Source organism: Rhodanobacter sp. B04 (genome assembly GCF_002001125.1).
Classification (GTDB): domain Bacteria; phylum Pseudomonadota; class Gammaproteobacteria; order Xanthomonadales; family Rhodanobacteraceae; genus Rhodanobacter.
Genome location: NZ_MUNV01000026.1, coordinates 205,160 through 218,800 on the forward strand (window position 1 = coordinate 205,160; position 13,641 = coordinate 218,800).

The window sequence follows — 13,641 nt, forward strand, 5'->3', positions numbered from 1 at the left end:
ATCGGACCGCCATGTCGCCATCTCTCTGGAGTCACACCACTCGATCAGCCCACAACAGGCCCGGCAGGTGTCGCGTCGTGTAAGTGGCCGGATATACCGCCGGCCGTCGGTGTCGCCCCACAGGAAGGGCCAGTTATGCTGTTTTTCGGACGATTACGACCCCGGGTTGAATGTTCCGATGGTCAACGGGATGTTTTCGCCAATCTTGGTGCCGAGCACGTGCTTGAACTCACGTGCGATAGCTTCGATGTTTGACTCACGACGTTGCCAGCGCAGCACCAGGATCGGCTGGGCGCCCCCGGTAATCACTGACAACTTCAATGCAAAGCTGCGGGATTCCAATCCATCGTATGGCTCCGTGGCGAGCCGGAACCCAACAGGCAACACATCGGTGCTACGTGCCTCTACGTCCTCCATGGCGCTGCGCGCTGACCCGGTAGCGGTGACGTCGCTGGTCGATTCAGTCTTGCTGCTGATCTTCATCTTGCGGATGGCAGCTACCGCGCGCACCAGCGAACCTTCGCCGGTAATGTCCGATGGAAAGTCAGCGACCAGAAAGTCGTTCCAATCCTCAAGCCACTCAGTGATCTTGGTTTGGTCGAGTTTCACGCCATCAATACCCTGCACGGCCCGGTAAGCTGCCGTGGGTTGCATCGTGAGCGTGGCATTCCAGTCACCATGGCCAGGCGCTGGTACGGTGCCGAGATTGAAGAACATCTTGGCGGCCATCTTGTCGATGTCGACAAAACCGACGGCGCCGTACCCTGGTGTTGGCTGCGCAGGGTTGCAACTCTGCACGTAGGATGCAAAGTCGTCGATTGACGTCGTACTGAGCGCTCCACGGTAACGGTCACGCTCATCCTTGAACTTCTCAAGCGTCTGAAGTGTCTGCCCGGCTTCGAGCACGATGCCGGAAATGCCATTGCCGTTAACCTGAATCAGGCGCTTCCCGGCCGCCTCAACGGCGGTGTTTTGGAGTAGTTGAATGTCCACGGCGGTTAACCCTTATCCGGGACGGCTTTGGAGCCGTCTTTGTCGAACATCTTTTCCTGCTTTTCAGGCAGAGACGTCAGGACGCCGCCGACACCTACGTAGACCGGGGTTTCGGTCTTGTTCTCTTCGGTGACGCGGCCGTTCGGTGTTGGCTTGATGAACTTGAGCGAGTGATGCACGTTCACCTGGTTGCTCGTGCCTATTTGCTTGACGTCGAACGTCAGCACGACTTTGCCGGCCTTGTTGGTGGTGACGGCGCCCAGCGCAACTTCCGTCAGGGCACGAGTGACCTTCTGGATGAATACGCCGGCATCAAGCTCACCGAGCAGGTCATAGAGCTGGTCCTGTTGCATGAGTTACTCCGTGGTGAGAGACTCGGCATCGCCGAGTGTGGATGAATCGCGTTTCACAACGGGCAATGGCGACGGATCCGGAACGGTCACCGACCACGTGCCCGAATGCGGTTCCTCGATCCGTGTAAGTGCGCGGATCGCCAAATGCCCGCGGTCGTAGGCCGCTGGTGATTTCTGCCATTTCTTGCGCGGCGCACCTTTCTGGTGAACGCCCTTGCGCCGCCAAGTTTCCTGCGCGGCATACCAGTTGAGGGCTTGGCGCATGACTTCGTTTTCTCGCAGCAACCGGCGCCGGCTCTTGAAGCCGAACATCAGGCGTGATCCTTCGGCAGCGGATTGACGCGACCATGGAGCGCCACCAACACTTCGCGTCCTTCGATCAGGCGCACACGCGGAGCCGCTGCGCCGGCGTTCTCGCGATCCTGCATATCGGCGGCATGCCGCAGGCTGTAGCGCGCCATGCGCTCAGCGGCTGTCGGCTGATGGCAATATGCCCAACGCGATTTAGGGAAGAACAGAGAGGCAAGGAGGCTCATGAGCAGATCTCCTGGAAAGAAAAGGGGCTGACCACGACAGCATCGGCACACGGGGGAATGATCTCTGCCACCGTGGTCAGCTTTGAAAGGGTGGACGGGTAATACTTGACGCTTCGCTGCATCAGCAGCATTTCGACGCGAGCAATCGACGCCTGGTCTTCCGGCGAATAAGTGCGGAGGTCTTCCATCAGGCAGCTCACGGCTGCATCCTCAAGAAATGCAGGAAAGCCTGGACAGCCGGCAGGTGGTACGCCCATGCGCACAACGGGAAGATGACGAACATGGCAATGACCAGTTCCCAGCGCGCGGCGTTCGTCTCATCCGCATCATGGTCAGAGCATCCCGACGTGTCGTGCTGACGGACGCGGGCGAGTAGGGCGTCTACCTGAAGCTGCGCGGCGATCTGCTGAGCGCGTTCGGCTTCGTGCAGGTAGGTAGCGCGGTGGGGGATCAGGCGGCTCATGCGGCACCGCCTACGCGGGCGAGCGCAAACCGGCCGTTGCTACGCGACCACCCGAAAACTTCACGGCCACGAACATCAATCCAAGTGCTGAAAAGCTCGCGGTTAGCGTCCCAATCTTGGCTGGGCATAACGTCACGATTTTCTGAGCGGAGCGCATCGAAGAAGCGCTCTTTGCTCACCTCGTTCGCCTCGATCACCGCCATCACGTTCACAGGCGCGCTCATGCCGCTATGCTCCGCGCACGTGCTTCCTCAAGACTCACCAGAGAGCGGCAGGCCGCCGCAAGCTGCTGCACCTCGGCCCAGCTAAGGAAGATCGATGTGTCGGGGCCCACGCACAGCCGTGCGCAGATTTCCGGTGCCGGCGGATTCGACACGGCGACGATTGACACCGTCTTGTTCACTTCGTTGGTCAGGAAGCTGGCCATCTCGATCTCCGTCGCCTGGTAGCGTGGGAGAGAGATTACGGCATTCCGTAACTGCCTGTCAACGGGATTCCGTAAAGTTCGTGCAGAAATAATTTGAAGCGGCGCATTTGACCAAAAAAAACCTCGCCGAAGCGGGGTTGATCAGAAAATTCGGTATATCAGTGTTTAGCCGCCATCGCTTTGATCCAATCACTGCGTTGGTAACGACCCTTCCTGCACCTCGACGTTTGTGACCTTCAAGGAGTGTAGATCCAGCGTGCAGAAGTAGGACATTGTGGAGAAGGCATGGAACCCATTTTGAAATTCCACTTTATCACCCACATAAATGATGGCGTCATGTGCGTCGTCGGCCCAGGCTCTTCGGCTGAACATCGGGGTCAACCACCCATCCGTCCATTTCACCTCGTAACGCGCCTTGGCTTCCACCAAAGGCTTACATAGCACTAAGGCATTGGGCATAAAACGGTCTGTGGGGCATTGGATGTCCTTTAGGCATTCCTCATCCGAAATTGTCGCCGTCGCCGTCGTGGATGATGCAACCGGTCGGGATGCAATTGATGGCACCGCTGGCGCGGCTGCTGCCGCTTGCTGCGCCGTGTCGGCTGCTTGCTCGGCATCCTGCTCGAACGCTGGCGTGTCACTCTTATCGTTTGTCGGATAGTGATCACCCGAAACCGAACACGCACGCCATAAAGCAATGATGATGACTATGAGCATAATCAAGCGTATGCGGTTATCCCGTTTCCTCCGCGCGACCTCTGCTTGGGCGGTCAGTACGTCTGATTTGCCGCTCTGCTCAGTGATGCGTAGGGGAAGGGCCGACCCTTGTTGCGGTCGACCACAATGCAGGCATGCTGGGGCGGAATCACTGATGTCATTGCCACAATCTGGACATTTTATCAGCGCCATGAGTTCCCTTTTTTGGTCAGTGCATCAGACCTTACGTTTGTGAGCCGGTAACTGACCGCCATAGCCGCTAACCTTCTCGATATCTCCGGTGTCGAACGTGAAACGTTGACGTCCCCTAATCGATTGGAAGGTTTGCTGTACATCGCTTTTGAATAGGAATTCCATGATGGCCTCGCGTCCATCAGTCAGCACCAGGTGAGCATAGTCGCCAGCAACTGGCGGTTCCGCGTCGAAGACCAGAATGGTGCCTCGCTTGATGACTGGATCAAGTGCATCCGTTCCAACTTGGATGGCAAAGGCTCCTTCTGATGCCTCCCATTTGACATGCCCTACATCGTCATCTTTCTGCGCACTTGTCCAGAATCCGTCCTTATCCATAATTGCGTTGCCCCTGATCTCAACCCGCGTAGCGCGAGACGATTCAGGGTGCAAGGGTTGTGCCGCACCATCTGAGATTGGCGCCAGACTGAAGCTTACGCGTGGTTTCCAGAGCTTTACACCTTTGCCTGTTTCAAGCCAATCGGCGTTGAGACCGAGTTCGTCAGCGAATCGATGTAGTTTGGTGGTGGACTTGGAGTCTCCTCTTTCGAGATCGTAGAGCGTGGTCGGTTTTAAGCCGACCGCTTTAGCCAGCACCTCCACGCTCATACCCAGTTCCAGGCGTCGTTCGCGAATTCTGTCGCCGATCGTATTCATAACTGCATTGCAACGGAACTCCGCTACGGAATGCCGTTGACTATTGATTACGGAATGCCGTAATCTGGAGTTATGAAAGCGACGCCCTGGGCAACCCGCATCAACGATCTTCAGGCCGCCGGCATGACTTATGCCGATATCGCCGAATTCACCGGTCTCGCGCCGTCCACTGTCGGTGACCTCGCGACCGGTCGCAGCAAATCGCCGCGCGGTGATTCCGCTGTCCGTCTTCATGAGCTACATGCCGAGAAGTGCGTGAAACTTGCGGCGAAAGGGGCGGCTTGACATGGTCGCCGACAATCCTCGCAGACCGCCGCCTCCGATGCCGCCTGAACTCTCTGGCACCCCAGCTGATGACGCAGTGCTGCGCCAGCTGCAAGAAGAATGCGAGCAACGCGTCGCGTCGATACCAAGCGCACAAAAGCTTGGACCGGAGACTTTGGAGGCTGAGTGCAAGGCCCAGGGTCGTGATTGGGCTGACGTGGTGGCACGACGCCGCGAAGCCGCCTTGTGGAATCCCATGCCATGGGGTTTTACGGAAGATGTCCGAAATGATTCGCCAGGCGCATCAGCTGTCCGTTCAACGCTTCCTGGAAAGCCTTCGACTGGCCCCAATAGTCGTGATCCATCGACGCGTCGATCCACGGGTTCACGCGTGCGCGCCATAGCTCGGCGACTTTTGGCAAATCTGGGTGCGTGGTGATGAGCACCTTGAATGCAAATTCCATGGCTGTGAGTCGGGCTGTTGCCTCGATCAGTAGCTTGTCTGCTTTGTTGAGTCGTTCCACGAAGCTCTCCGCGTTGGTGGCTTGTACCTGGGCAGGCACAGGTTATCGCGCGGAGAGCTTCTCTATTTCTGGGCTGGTGCGTCATGGGTGAGCATTCTTTCCTGCAGCACCTTGGCAACGCTAGGCAACATCAGGCAACCGGTGGCAACCAGTCATCGCTGGCGCTGGCGTTCGGCGTGCACCATGCCCCGAAGGACGCTCCAGCCAAGCTGCTGCGTCAGATTGAGTCCGAAGCCCAGGCGCTCGCGGTCTCGATCGCAGCCTCCCATTCGAAGCTCGATTACGTCGCCGCCTGCATCGGTAAATCCCGCGGCTACGTGTCGCGCCTGCAGTCCGGCAAGCGTTCCATCCCATTGAAGCTGGTCGGCCCGCTATGCGCCGCTACGGGCTCCAATCTACTGCGTCAGTACGTCGAGCTGCAGGAAGCGCTGAACCGATTCGAAGACGACAAGGATTCGGTCAAGCGTCTGGCGCGCCTGCTGGAGGTTGCATGAAGAAGCGGGCGATCTATGGCTGGGCTGTCCTGACGGAAAGCGCCAGTCAGCATTGGCACATCTTCAAGACCCAGAAGCTGGCGCGTGAGTACAAGCGCCAGCATGGCGGTGTGATTTACAAGATCGAAAGGTCGAGCTGATGGCTGGCGACTGGATCAAGATGCGGTCCGACCTCTTCACGCATCCGAAAGTTGTACGCATTTCGTCCGCATTGAAAGCGGACATGTTGCGCACAGTTGGCGGACTTATGTCCGCATGGTGTCTGTTCGACGCGCACTCCAGCGACGGAAAGTTGGACGGCTACACCTTGGAAGCGCTGGATGAACTTCTGCGATGGACAGGTTTCGCGGCTGCGATGGTCGCGGTCGGCTGGCTTCATTCAGTCGTCGATGAAACCGGCTCAAGCCTTGTTTTGCCTGAGTTTGATACGCACAACGGGCAGTCGGCAAAGCGCCGGGCGCAGGAGTCGGACCGTAAACGAAACGTCCGCAAGGCGTCCGCATTGGATGCGGACAAAAAGCGGACCAGAGAAGAGAAGAGAAGAGAAGAGTCTTTAACAGCTTCTCTCTCTACGGACGCGCACGCGCAAGCAGGCCCGGGCGAACTTCCGGCAGACCAAGCTCGCGGTGCGGTGCTTTCGGCGATCGCGTTGAAAAAGATCGGTGTGCGCATCCAGCCACAGGACCCGACGCTGCTGGCGCTGGTGTCCGAGAAGTTCACGGTGGCCGAACTGGCGCTGATTGCCGCGGAGAAGGCGCTGAAGGACGTGCACCTGTGGAACGACCCTGACACCCACCCCGAACTGCACGACCTGCTGGCCAGCGGTGCCACCCAGGCGCAGATGAACCTCACCACCGCGCAGTTCCAGGCGGTCAAGAGCGCCGCCGCTTGCGTGGGCATCAGCTACATCGCATCGACCCTGCGCGGCCGACGACGAGACGCGGCCGACAGCCAATCGCCGCAGCGCGGAGCCAAGGGCGCCCGCAAGCATCCAGCCAATGAAAATTTCGAGGGGAAAAAGTATGTCGGAACACCAGTCGACCAGCTCGCCCCCGACCTCCGAGCCGCCGTTGAACGAGAACTCAATGGCACCGGCGGTTGAACTGTGCACCTGCGCTTGTGAACGGCACGGGCCGTATCAGGCTTACCGGTTTCCTAACGGCGAGCCTGCTTCACCTGGCGTCAACGACTGCCCGAAATGCGTTGACGAGATGACGGAACGCTACGGCGCGGAGAACCGCCGCCGGGCCGCTGCGGCACTCGAAAAAAAGAAGCTGCAGAAGATCCTGGACATCGCAAGCATCCCGCCTCGGTTCGCTGACCGCACCATCGGTAACTACAAGGCGACGACGACGGAGCAGCGCGTCGCTCGATCGGTATGCCAGGGCTTCGCCGAAAGCTGGGAAGCCCAATCGGTACGGGGCGGCAGCTTGGTGTTGACCGGCGGTCCCGGCACCGGCAAGACGCACCTTGCCTGCGCGATCGCCAACCAGATCATGGTGAACCACCTTGCCACCGTGGCGTTCGGCACCGTGGCCAGCATCCTGCGCACCGTCAAGGCGACGTACGGCGGGAAGGGCGACGAGAACAAGGCGCTCCACGACCTGCGCCGGCCAGACCTGCTGATCATCGACGAGATCGGTGTGCAGAACGGCAGCGACCACGAGCTGACCTTGCTGTTCGAAATCATCAACGAGCGCTACCAGCACCTGCGCTCGATGATTCTGATATCGAACCTCGACGCGGCGGAGCTGGAGAAGTTCCTCGGCCAGCGTGTCGCCGATCGGTTCCGCGAAGTCGGTCCGGTGCTGTCGTTCAACTGGACGAGCTACCGCGGCCAGCAACAGCAGGCGCTGGTATGATCCGGCGCGTCCAAGGCAACCAATGCGACTACGGCATCGTGTTCTGGATCCGCTTCGCCGAGTGGTGCGCAGCGCGGCCGAAGCTGCTCGACGCCATCAGCATGGTCGAGGGTACTCAGCACATACGCGACAACTTCAATGTTTCACGTGCAACGGCCTACCGCTGGCTGGCCGCGTGGCGCGAAGTTCACCCAACCATTCCAGGGGATAGACCGTGAGCAAGATGACGTCCGCACAAGTCGCAGAGATCCTGTGGCAGCAAAACGCTTGGCGCCGTGACGACAGCGAAGAAGCCCCGCTGGAACAGGTCAACCCGACACAGCCAGGCAATCGCTTGCAGGCGGCTGGGCTGGGGAATCGCTGATGGCCTACCAGCGCCACAATCCGGAATACGTTCCTCCTGGGATGAACGCCAAGTTGCTGGCGATGCGCGTCACCTGCAAGTACCACCGCCGCATGTACAACGCGAACCACATGTTGGCCGGCCGGATTGAGGCCGCTATGTGTCCGCGTTGCCTCCGTGATCAGGAGTGGGCACGCCAAGCGAAGGTTCAGATGGAAGTGCAGGGCGAAGTCATCACTGCCGAATCGCTGCTGGCAAAGGCTGAGGAACTCTCCGGCTACCGACTGGCGAGGTACCACCATGGGTAGTCGTCACAGCAGTGCCTTGCGCTTCAGCAGTGTGGCAGCCATGCCTGACTCGATCCGCAACAAGGTCGAGGCGCAAGGGAAAGGAGCTCCGGCGGTGCCGCGCATTCGTCAGCCACGTGCACCAACTCAAGCGCCCGGACAACCGCGGCAGGATCCGGAACATCAGGAACAGGTCAACTTCTTTCGGCGAATTGGTGAACTGGCTGTTCTTGATGCTCGCTATGCGATAGCGGCGCGCCGAACGTTCGCCATTCCAAACGGCGGTGGCCGCTCAAAACGCGAAGCTGGCCGGCTGAAGGCAGAAGGCGTCACCGCGGGGGTATCCGACATCTTCTGCAGCATCGCCCGTGCTGGACGTCATGGGCTATACATCGAAATGAAGTCCCTGACTGGCTATGCCAGCCGCGAACAGAGCGAGTGGATCGCTGAGTCGATCCAGCTTGGATATGAGGCGGCGACATGCCGTGGAGCTGATGTGGCGTTCGCGCTTTGGAAGGGGTATGTCGATGCGACTTAATCGAGTAGCCGCCGTGACGCTCACTCGCGCGCGATTGCATGAACTGCTTCATTACGACCCGGAAACAGGCGTCTTCAAGTGGGTGCACGACCGAGTCGGTAAGGGAGCTGGCCGCAAGAAGGAGATTGCGGGATCGAGGCATAACCGCGGCTACATCTCAATCCGGCTAGATCGCAGCTTATTTTTGGCAATGTTATATTTTACGTACCCAAAGGAGAGGTGCGTAATATGAACGCGCAATCAAGGGATGGATGCGGCTACGATTTCAAGGCATCTAGCTTGGAGGCTTTCTATAACTGCATCAGCCTTATTCGCGAAAGCCCTAAGCCCGTCAATAATATTCACCGGATGCGGAAGAACGGTATCCTGAAAAATTATCTGGAATCCAAAACGGTGATTGCGACTCACATTCGCGTCCCCTTTCCACCGTATCAATTCTGCTTCGTTTTTCTCCGTATCCCACCTTGGATGGTTAATGCTGAGAGATGTGACATTTCCGGATACATCAGGGATGTTGGACGTGGAGATACGGGTATCAACGGAAAGGCCCACGGTGTGTTTGTTATTAGCCAAGCTGGCCAATCCCCGAATAACGTCATTGCCTCCAGAGTAGCTGTCCGATCTGGAATATGGCTCATGTTTGGAGATTGCGTCCCGCAATCTTTCATCGATCTTCCTAATTCGATGTTCCAGATCGCTCGGGTTTTGGCTCCAAGGGAAGTTACTCTTACTGTTAGAAATCCCAATAGCGCTCTGAGAGGCGAATACAGCCTGATCAAATGCGTGCTTAATGTTTGTGAGAGCTTCAGTCGTTTTTCTGCTGAATCCATCAGGAAAAGGGACTTTGAGCCTCAGCTTTTGGATATTCTCTCCGGTTTGCGTATCAACTTGGGTAATGATTTCTGTAACATTACCCTTAAAGAAAGCAGTTGCGGATTCGTGCAGCTCGTTGATTGCATCATTTGCCCATTTGACAGATTGCTTGGACTCAGCGAAATAGGCTATGACTAAATCTGCGTTCATTGCTTGTTTCCAGGATCAATTGGACGCTTACGCGCGATCAACTGAATCGCCACCTCGAAGTTTTTTTCGTCCTCTTCCGTTACAAGACGTTCTGCGGTCTCAACGAACCGCGCAGACTGCTCTTTATCGTCAGGCTCAGGTTTCTTCTTCATATCCGCAAGTTTCTCGAATCGATCAGGGGAAAGTGATGACGCATCCTGCTTATTTGCTGGCAAGGCTCAATCCTGCGAATGCGCGATTCGATGTCGGATCGGGCGGAATCCAGGAACTGACGCAGCAAGACATCGCGGCGTCCATCGCATTCATCCCACAAGGAATCGGTCGCGAGCTGCTGTGTCGGGTTTGGTGGCCGGAGGGCGCTAAGCTCAATGCGGCTGATCTGGACAAACGCTTGATCGATCTGCAATTCGGTGAATGGCGCGAGCGCATGGACGCGCTGGTGACTGCCCAGATTCATGAGCAGACCGCTGAAACGGGGTGGGCACGCAAGCAGGCGCAAAACGAACTGGTTCGCGCGCGGCATCACATGTGGCCACGCATCGACGAAACGTATAGCTTGATTCGCAGGGCGGTGGTGAATGAGCTGATCGACCCACGCACCTGTCCTGACTGCAAGGGCCGCGGCGCCGGTATGGCTGGCGAACTGGTCAGGGGATGCATGCGCTGTGCAGGCACCGGCAAGACGATACGCGGTCCGGTATGGCGTGCCGCTCAGTTGCGCATGAAGCATCAGAGCTACCGGCAAATGTGGGAACAACCCTACGAATGGTTGTTTGAAAAATGTAACGACGAGGTGCATCAGGCGACAAGGGAGTTGTCGAAAGCCGCGTCAGTTTAGTAGTTGTTCACCTACCGATTAATTCCTACAATGCCCTTGACGCTCGCCACCACTGGAGCAATTGCGTACCCGAAACCCTGCCAGAAATGGCGGGGTTTCTTCGTTACTAATAGTCGCTAGCTCAACTGGCAGAGCGCGGAACTCCAAATTCCGAGGTTCTAGGTTCAAGTCCTAGGCGGCTAGCCAATATCTCAGGATATCCGATATGCCACGCATCACTGCCGACCAAGCTGGTGGTGCAAATCGTTGCGCGTTCTTGGACATGATCGCCGCCAGCGACACCGGCGCCGCCCTCCTGCCGCTGACCGACGACGGCTACAACGTCATCGTCGGTTCGACCCCGCAGCATCTGATCCTATTTCCTACGTTGCCGGATGGTTCGCCTGACTATTCCAAGCACCCGGACGAGTTTGAGGCTGAGGAAGACAGCACTGCAGCGGGGCGGTACCAGGAGAAATACTCGAACTGGGTGGCCTATTCGAAGATGCTTGGCTTGTCCGACTTCGGGCCAGTGAGCCAAGACCTGATCACGCTTCAGCAAATCCGTGAAGCGCATGCGCTTCCATTGATCGACGCGGGGAAGCTGCCTGCAGCGATCACATTGTGCGCCCATCTCTGGGCTTCTTTTCCTGGCGCTGATTACGGTCAGCATGAGAACAAACTGGCCGATCTACAGGCGGCCTATACGACAGCAGGGGGCACACTGGCATGAGTGACGGTTCTCAGGGCGAGATCAATCACCACGAAATGCGCTTGCTGCGTGCCGAGGTGCGCGAACTATCGCAGCAGGTACATGACCTAGTCGAGGCCTGGAATACAGCTCGCGGCATGGTCAAGTTCATCAAGCTGCTGGGAAGTATAGCGACAGCAGGCGGCGCGATCTGGCTGATGATTCAAGCGATATGGCCGAAGAAATGAAGAACACCGTTCTCGCCGGATGTCTTGCCATCCTAACGCTGCTACTTACCGGTGTCATCGATGGGTATCTGCTGGCGCGCGGGCTTCCTTCCGGGGCTGACAGCGTATTAGTGGGAACGATCGTCGGTGCATGGAATGCTGCCACAGGCATCGTGCTTTCCTATTTTTTCGGCAGTTCTGCAAGTCATGACAAACAGTCCGCCGCTGCCGATTCAATGGCATCAACCATTACCCCAAAGGTAACCCCATGAAGATCAAAACCATGATTGTGGCGCTTGTCGCCATGCTGTTGCTGGCTGCCTGTGCCACCACTGGCCCGAAGCCGCTGAGTCCCGCACAGATCGCCGCTGTTGCGTGCCCGCAGATCAATCTGGCGATGACGCAGCTGACCGCGTTCAATGCCGTCGCCGAAGCCAATCCGGCCACCAAGGCGTTTGCCACGAAGGCCAATGCCGACTTGATTGCCGCTCAGCCGACCATTGCCGCCGTCTGTGCGGCCGGCGCGACGGTGACTGCCACGAACGTACAGGCGCTGGCCCAGCAGGCGCTGCCGGCGCTGGGAACCATCGTAGGCACGCTGCCATTGCCGCCAACTCAGCAGGCGCAGGTGCAAGGCGCGCTGGTGCTGGCTGAGACAGCGATGGGACTGGCTGGCGTCGTGGAGCAGCAGATCCAAGCCGCGAAGTCGGCCGTTCCCGCAGCGGCATCCAGCGTCGGTAAATGAAACCGGTCGATTTCGCCCTATTGTCCGCGCGTGCCTACACGGACGCGCCGACCATTGGGCAGCCAGATAGCGCCTCGCGCATGCACCTTTACGGAAACGTGCATGTGTTTCGCGGCAGTGATGATATCGACTCGTGGTTGCACAATTTCGATATTGAACTGGTAGATGTGCCGAACCTCGGCAAGCTGCATGCCGGTTTCTGGAACGCCTGGCAAGCCATCCGACTGGAATGCCTGGCGCTTCCGCCACCCTATGCCGTAGCTGGTCATAGCCTCGGTGCCGCCTTGGCGATCATCTGCGCCGCCGAATGGGCGGTTCGTGATGTGAGTGTTCCGGTCTACGCTTTCGAGCCGCCTCGACTCTGCGGCGATGAGGTCATGGCGAACCTGCTACTGACGGTGACGGTTCCGTTCTGTGCGACCCGCAATGGCCGTGATCTGGTGACGGAAGTGCCGCTTGAGCTGACGTTACCCGGGCCGCTGACACTTATCGGTGCGCCTTCGATGCCGGTCGACAACATCGTTGATCACAACATCAATCGGGTGATCTCGGCCCTCGGGTGAATGCCATGTGGATCAAACTCACCATTTTCGGAGTCGCGCTTCTATTGGTCTGCGCTTGGGGTTGGTGGGAGATCCGAACGGATCGCCGCGAGCGCGAAGAAAGGGAATTGTGGGATGACATGACACGGTCGACGGATGAAATGGGGAAGCGCTGGCCAGAGCGTAGCGATCTGTAACCTATGTCTGGCGTCGACATCTCCATTCGATCGAATATCAAGGAGGTCAGCAAAAAGCTGACGGCATTGGCTCACAAGCAGATTGATTACGCCACTACCTTGGCTCTGAACTCGCTCGCCAAGCGTGTTCAGATCGCGGAGCAGGGCCAGATCAAGGCCACGTTCAAGCATCCCAAACCGTTCACTGTGAATGCGGTGGGCATGCGCGGGGCGACCAAGCAGACGTTGACGGCCATCGTATTCATCCGTCCGGTTGCTGCCAAATATCTGGCGCCCTATGAGGATGGCGGTTCGCATGTGCTGCCTGGCAGAGCGTTGCTGAATCCGAAGAACATTCGGCTTGATCAATATGGTCAGCTCACACGCGCCACATTGAAGCGTCTCAAGGCTATGCCTAACGTCTTCATCGGACCAGTGAAGACAGCGCATGGAACAGTCAATGGAGTATGGCAGCGCATCAAGGCGAGCCGTGGGAAGCCTGCACATCTGAAGCTGTTGATCCGCTTCGGTGATGCGTTGCCAGTCAACAAGCGGCTCCAGTTCGGTTCGACAGGGAAGAAGGTCATCGAGCGCGGTTTCGTTCAAGCGTTCACCGATGGCATGGCCAAAGCCATGGCAACGGCAAAGTAAATGGGTCCTTCCGGTCAACCTATGCAACGTGGGCATTGCGCGTCGCGTTAGTTCACCAGCTATAGGGTCTGAAAGGTGTT

General features: G+C 57.9%; 29 protein-coding genes and 1 tRNA gene. 17 read left to right on the top strand and 13 right to left on the bottom strand.

All coding sequences use genetic code 11. The annotated features are described in order from the left end of the window. Nucleotides 1–153: 153 nt before the first annotated feature. The 10 genes from B0E46_RS15635 to B0E46_RS15675 form a co-directional block, all read right to left on the bottom strand. Nucleotides 154–993 carry a DUF2303 family protein gene (locus tag B0E46_RS15635; protein ID WP_077556660.1) on the bottom strand — a complete coding sequence of 280 codons (840 nt, stop codon included), beginning with the start codon at nucleotides 991–993 and terminating at the stop codon, nucleotides 154–156. A gap of 5 nt (nucleotides 994–998) precedes the next feature. Next, nucleotides 999–1,346: a hypothetical protein gene (locus B0E46_RS15640; RefSeq protein ID WP_077556661.1), complete on the bottom strand. Its 348-nt coding sequence runs from the start codon at nucleotides 1,344–1,346 to the stop codon at nucleotides 999–1,001. 3 nt (nucleotides 1,347–1,349) lie between these two features. Next, nucleotides 1,350–1,658, bottom strand: coding sequence for a hypothetical protein (locus B0E46_RS15645; RefSeq protein ID WP_077556662.1), 309 nt, complete (start codon nucleotides 1,656–1,658; stop codon nucleotides 1,350–1,352). Next, on the bottom strand, nucleotides 1,658–1,882 hold the full coding sequence (locus B0E46_RS17475; protein ID WP_139350575.1) for a hypothetical protein: 225 nt from the start codon (nucleotides 1,880–1,882) through the stop codon (nucleotides 1,658–1,660). Before B0E46_RS17475 ends, B0E46_RS15645 begins: the two co-directional genes overlap by 1 nt. Continuing rightward, nucleotides 1,879–2,082 carry a hypothetical protein gene (locus tag B0E46_RS15650; RefSeq protein ID WP_077556663.1) on the bottom strand — a complete coding sequence of 68 codons (204 nt, stop codon included), beginning with the start codon at nucleotides 2,080–2,082 and terminating at the stop codon, nucleotides 1,879–1,881. Before B0E46_RS15650 ends, B0E46_RS17475 begins: the two co-directional genes overlap by 4 nt. Next, nucleotides 2,079–2,345, bottom strand: a complete 267-nt coding sequence (locus B0E46_RS15655; RefSeq protein WP_077556664.1) for a hypothetical protein — start codon at nucleotides 2,343–2,345, stop codon at nucleotides 2,079–2,081. The genes B0E46_RS15650 and B0E46_RS15655 overlap by 4 nt, the downstream gene beginning before the upstream one ends. Then, nucleotides 2,342–2,569, bottom strand: a complete 228-nt coding sequence (locus tag B0E46_RS15660) for a hypothetical protein (protein ID WP_077556665.1) — start codon at nucleotides 2,567–2,569, stop codon at nucleotides 2,342–2,344. Before B0E46_RS15660 ends, B0E46_RS15655 begins: the two co-directional genes overlap by 4 nt. Beyond that, nucleotides 2,566–2,772, bottom strand: a complete 207-nt coding sequence (locus B0E46_RS17480) for a hypothetical protein (RefSeq protein WP_139350576.1) — start codon at nucleotides 2,770–2,772, stop codon at nucleotides 2,566–2,568. Before B0E46_RS17480 ends, B0E46_RS15660 begins: the two co-directional genes overlap by 4 nt. A gap of 189 nt (nucleotides 2,773–2,961) precedes the next feature. After that, a complete protein-coding gene (locus tag B0E46_RS17485) occupies nucleotides 2,962–3,495 on the bottom strand; it encodes a hypothetical protein (RefSeq protein ID WP_254425182.1) in 534 nt (177 codons plus the stop codon). 210 nt (nucleotides 3,496–3,705) lie between these two features. Continuing rightward, on the bottom strand, nucleotides 3,706–4,377 hold the full coding sequence (locus tag B0E46_RS15675) for a helix-turn-helix transcriptional regulator (protein ID WP_168171230.1): 672 nt from the start codon (nucleotides 4,375–4,377) through the stop codon (nucleotides 3,706–3,708). A gap of 72 nt (nucleotides 4,378–4,449) precedes the next feature. On the opposite strand from B0E46_RS15675, the gene B0E46_RS17800 reads away from it, so the two are divergent. Then, nucleotides 4,450–4,662, top strand: coding sequence for an XRE family transcriptional regulator (locus tag B0E46_RS17800; RefSeq protein WP_168171231.1), 213 nt, complete (start codon nucleotides 4,450–4,452; stop codon nucleotides 4,660–4,662). Nucleotides 4,663–4,910: 248 nt separating this feature from the next. Here B0E46_RS17800 and B0E46_RS15680 read toward each other — a convergent pair whose 3' ends face one another. After that, complete coding sequence (locus tag B0E46_RS15680; RefSeq protein ID WP_139350578.1) at nucleotides 4,911–5,165, bottom strand: hypothetical protein; 255 nt, start codon at nucleotides 5,163–5,165, stop codon at nucleotides 4,911–4,913. Between the two features lie 83 nt (nucleotides 5,166–5,248). Here B0E46_RS15680 and B0E46_RS15685 point away from each other — a divergent pair, with 83 nt between their 5' ends. The 8 genes from B0E46_RS15685 to B0E46_RS15710 are packed head-to-tail and all read left to right on the top strand — an operon-like array spanning nucleotide 5,249 to nucleotide 8,689. Further along, nucleotides 5,249–5,659, top strand: coding sequence for a hypothetical protein (locus B0E46_RS15685; RefSeq protein WP_077556670.1), 411 nt, complete (start codon nucleotides 5,249–5,251; stop codon nucleotides 5,657–5,659). Then, nucleotides 5,656–5,799 (top strand): hypothetical protein, encoded by a 144-nt coding sequence (locus B0E46_RS17805; RefSeq protein WP_168171232.1) that lies wholly within the window; start codon nucleotides 5,656–5,658, stop codon nucleotides 5,797–5,799. The genes B0E46_RS15685 and B0E46_RS17805 overlap by 4 nt, the downstream gene beginning before the upstream one ends. Then, entirely contained in the window at nucleotides 5,799–6,761 is a 963-nt protein-coding gene (locus tag B0E46_RS17915; RefSeq protein ID WP_217316360.1) for a hypothetical protein, read from the top strand. Before B0E46_RS17805 ends, B0E46_RS17915 begins: the two co-directional genes overlap by 1 nt. Next, nucleotides 6,745–7,521, top strand: a complete 777-nt coding sequence (locus B0E46_RS15695; protein ID WP_168171233.1) for an ATP-binding protein — start codon at nucleotides 6,745–6,747, stop codon at nucleotides 7,519–7,521. Before B0E46_RS17915 ends, B0E46_RS15695 begins: the two co-directional genes overlap by 17 nt. Next, nucleotides 7,518–7,739 (top strand): hypothetical protein, encoded by a 222-nt coding sequence (locus B0E46_RS15700; RefSeq protein ID WP_077556672.1) that lies wholly within the window; start codon nucleotides 7,518–7,520, stop codon nucleotides 7,737–7,739. The genes B0E46_RS15695 and B0E46_RS15700 overlap by 4 nt, the downstream gene beginning before the upstream one ends. Then, the gene (locus B0E46_RS17810) at nucleotides 7,736–7,885 is read left to right on the top strand and encodes a hypothetical protein (RefSeq protein ID WP_168171234.1); all 150 of its coding nucleotides are present in this window, start codon (nucleotides 7,736–7,738) and stop codon (nucleotides 7,883–7,885) included. The genes B0E46_RS15700 and B0E46_RS17810 overlap by 4 nt, the downstream gene beginning before the upstream one ends. Continuing rightward, nucleotides 7,885–8,172 (top strand): hypothetical protein, encoded by a 288-nt coding sequence (locus B0E46_RS15705; RefSeq protein WP_077556673.1) that lies wholly within the window; start codon nucleotides 7,885–7,887, stop codon nucleotides 8,170–8,172. The genes B0E46_RS17810 and B0E46_RS15705 overlap by 1 nt, the downstream gene beginning before the upstream one ends. A 40-nt stretch (nucleotides 8,173–8,212) precedes the next feature. Then, entirely contained in the window at nucleotides 8,213–8,689 is a 477-nt protein-coding gene (locus tag B0E46_RS15710; protein WP_139350579.1) for a VRR-NUC domain-containing protein, read from the top strand. A gap of 240 nt (nucleotides 8,690–8,929) precedes the next feature. Here the strand turns inward: B0E46_RS15710 and B0E46_RS17490 are convergent, their stop codons facing one another. Both B0E46_RS17490 and B0E46_RS17495 read right to left on the bottom strand, forming a co-directional pair. Next, nucleotides 8,930–9,712, bottom strand: coding sequence for a hypothetical protein (locus tag B0E46_RS17490; RefSeq protein WP_139350580.1), 783 nt, complete (start codon nucleotides 9,710–9,712; stop codon nucleotides 8,930–8,932). Continuing rightward, nucleotides 9,709–9,864 (bottom strand): valine--tRNA ligase, encoded by a 156-nt coding sequence (locus B0E46_RS17495; RefSeq protein ID WP_139350581.1) that lies wholly within the window; start codon nucleotides 9,862–9,864, stop codon nucleotides 9,709–9,711. The genes B0E46_RS17490 and B0E46_RS17495 overlap by 4 nt, the downstream gene beginning before the upstream one ends. A gap of 35 nt (nucleotides 9,865–9,899) precedes the next feature. Between B0E46_RS17495 and B0E46_RS15715 the strand changes: the two genes are divergently transcribed. The 8 genes from B0E46_RS15715 to B0E46_RS15740 all read left to right on the top strand — a co-directional run bounded on the left by B0E46_RS15715 (nucleotide 9,900) and on the right by B0E46_RS15740 (nucleotide 13,561). Continuing rightward, nucleotides 9,900–10,550: a hypothetical protein gene (locus B0E46_RS15715; RefSeq protein ID WP_077556675.1), complete on the top strand. Its 651-nt coding sequence runs from the start codon at nucleotides 9,900–9,902 to the stop codon at nucleotides 10,548–10,550. Nucleotides 10,551–10,660: 110 nt separating this feature from the next. After that, nucleotides 10,661–10,736 (top strand) — tRNA-Trp (locus B0E46_RS15720). A 19-nt stretch (nucleotides 10,737–10,755) separates the two neighbouring features. After that, nucleotides 10,756–11,262, top strand: a complete 507-nt coding sequence (locus B0E46_RS15725; RefSeq protein ID WP_077556676.1) for a glycoside hydrolase family 104 protein — start codon at nucleotides 10,756–10,758, stop codon at nucleotides 11,260–11,262. After that, entirely contained in the window at nucleotides 11,259–11,468 is a 210-nt protein-coding gene (locus B0E46_RS17500; RefSeq protein ID WP_139350582.1) for a hypothetical protein, read from the top strand. Before B0E46_RS15725 ends, B0E46_RS17500 begins: the two co-directional genes overlap by 4 nt. Next, on the top strand, nucleotides 11,453–11,719 hold the full coding sequence (locus B0E46_RS17505; RefSeq protein ID WP_139350583.1) for a hypothetical protein: 267 nt from the start codon (nucleotides 11,453–11,455) through the stop codon (nucleotides 11,717–11,719). Before B0E46_RS17500 ends, B0E46_RS17505 begins: the two co-directional genes overlap by 16 nt. Further along, nucleotides 11,716–12,192, top strand: a complete 477-nt coding sequence (locus tag B0E46_RS15730) for a hypothetical protein (protein ID WP_077556677.1) — start codon at nucleotides 11,716–11,718, stop codon at nucleotides 12,190–12,192. The genes B0E46_RS17505 and B0E46_RS15730 overlap by 4 nt, the downstream gene beginning before the upstream one ends. Then, nucleotides 12,189–12,755: a lipase family protein gene (locus B0E46_RS15735; RefSeq protein ID WP_077556678.1), complete on the top strand. Its 567-nt coding sequence runs from the start codon at nucleotides 12,189–12,191 to the stop codon at nucleotides 12,753–12,755. The genes B0E46_RS15730 and B0E46_RS15735 overlap by 4 nt, the downstream gene beginning before the upstream one ends. A 179-nt stretch (nucleotides 12,756–12,934) precedes the next feature. After that, complete coding sequence (locus B0E46_RS15740; protein WP_077556679.1) at nucleotides 12,935–13,561, top strand: hypothetical protein; 627 nt, start codon at nucleotides 12,935–12,937, stop codon at nucleotides 13,559–13,561. The last annotated feature ends 80 nt before the right edge of the window (nucleotides 13,562–13,641 follow it).